Raw genomic sequence first — 1,981 nt, 5'->3', positions numbered from 1 at the left:
GCGGCGGCCGGCCGCCGAGCACGGGGTCACCGCGTTCATGCTGCTGCAGGGCGCCGTCGCGGTGCTGCTGCACCGGATGGGCGCCGGGGACGACATCGCCGTGGGCACCCCGGTCACCGACCGGACCGACGAGGCGCTGCACGACGCCGTCGGCATGTACCTGAACATGCTCACCCTGCGCACCGACCTGTCGGGCGCGCCGACCGGGCGCGAGGTGCTGGCCCGGGTGCGCGAGGCCGACGTGGCCGCCTTCGCCCACGCCGGGGTGCCGTTCGAGGAGGTCGTGCGGGCCTGCGACCCGGCGCGCTCGGCCGCGCGGCACCCGCTGTTCCAGGTGATGGTCACCTACCAGCGCGAGTCCGACCGCGACCGGCTGCTGGGCGCGGAGGCCGCCGTGCACCCGGTGGACGTGGCCACCTCCAAGGTCGACCTGGAGTTCACTTTCGCCGAAGTGCCCGGGCGAGGCGGGCTGGCGGCCGACCTGCGCTACGCCACCGCCCGCTTCGACCGGGCGACCGCCGAGAGCCTGGTGGAGCGGTTCCGGCAGGTGCTCATCCACCTGCTGGCCGCCCCGGACGTGCCGGTGGGCGAGTTCGAGGTGGTCTCCGACGACGAGCGCAAGCGGCTGCTGGGCGGTGCGCAGGCGGCGGCGCGGCCGGTGGGCGCGGCCGGGCTCGCGGCGCGCATCGCGGCCGCGGCGGCGGAGCGCCCGGAGCACACGGCCGTGGAGGCGGGCGACGGCGCGCTGACCTACCGGGAGCTGTGGGAGCGGTCCGGCGGGATCGCCTCGCGCCTGCGCGGGCGCGGTGCGGGTGCGGGCTCGGTGGTGGCGGTCGCGCTGCCGCGCGGGACCGATCTGGCGGCGGCCGTCCTCGCCGTCCTGCGCACCGGGGCCGCCTACCTGCCGATCGACCCGGAGTTCCCGGCCGACCGGATCGCGTACATGGTGGAGGACGCCGGGGCGCGGCTGGCCGTGACGGCCCCTGAAGCGGCGCACATCCTCCCGGATTCGGTCGAGCTGCTGATGGCCGGGACGGACGGTGACCGTACGGACGGTACGTCCGGAGCGTCCGCAGGCGCGTCGGAGGTCCCGGGTGACGAGGACCGCGCGGTGAAGGACACCGCGGTCGGGGAGCACGCCCGTTCCGCCCGGCAGGGCACTGCTGCGACCGCCGGGGCGACAGGTGCCCTGGAGGGCGTCCCCGATGGCGCGCCTGGACGGGGGCAAGCCGCTGCCGCTGAAGCGTCCGAGGACTCCCGGCGTTCGGGCACCGGCGTCGGCGATGACGTGGCCCGTGGGCCGCTGAGCGATGCGGTGCCGGACAGCGGGGGCGACGTGCTCGATCCCGATCCGGCCTCCGCCGCTTACGTCCTCTACACCTCCGGGTCCACTGGGCGGCCGAAGGGGGTCGTGGTTCCCCACGGCGCCCTGATCAACTTCCTTGAGGACATGGGGGACCGGTTCCCCCTCACCGGTGAGGACCGCTGGCTCGCGGTGACCACGGTCGGCTTCGACATCTCCGCCCTGGAGCTCTACCTGCCGCTGCTCTCCGGGGCGACCATCGTCCTGGCGGACAAGGACACCGTCCGCGATCCCGCCGCGCTGGCCGACCTCGCCGAGGTGTCCCGGGCCACCATCGCCCAGGCCACCCCCACGCTCTGGCGCGCGCTCGCCGACGAGCGGCCCTCCGCCCTCGACGGCCTCCGCGTCCTCGTCGGCGGCGAGGCCCTCCCCACCGACCTCGCCGACACCCTCGCCGGCCGCGCCCGCGAGGTGACCAACCTCTACGGGCCGACCGAGACCACCATCTGGTCCACCGCCTCCACCGTCCACGCTGGGGAGCCGGTGGTCATCGGCGCCCCGATCGCCAACACCGGCGTCTACGTCCTAGGCCCCGACCTCCGGCCCGTGCCGCCCGGCGTCCCCGGGGACCTGTACATCTCCGGGGCGGGTCTGGCGCTGGGCTACAACGGCCGCACG

At 75.9% G+C, this 1,981-nt stretch carries 1 protein-coding gene; it reads left to right on the top strand.

Translation table 11 applies throughout. From position 1 onward, the window contains the following. Positions 1-1,981: non-ribosomal peptide synthetase (locus D450_RS0123945; RefSeq protein WP_017541159.1), on the top strand; the 1,981-nt coding region annotated here is incomplete at both ends.

This window comes from Nocardiopsis halophila DSM 44494, from assembly GCF_000341245.1.
GTDB classification, from domain to species: domain Bacteria; phylum Actinomycetota; class Actinomycetes; order Streptosporangiales; family Streptosporangiaceae; genus Nocardiopsis_A; species Nocardiopsis_A halophila.
The sequence above is the reverse complement of the archived record's forward strand: the minus strand, read 5'-3'. Positions and strand labels throughout refer to the sequence as shown.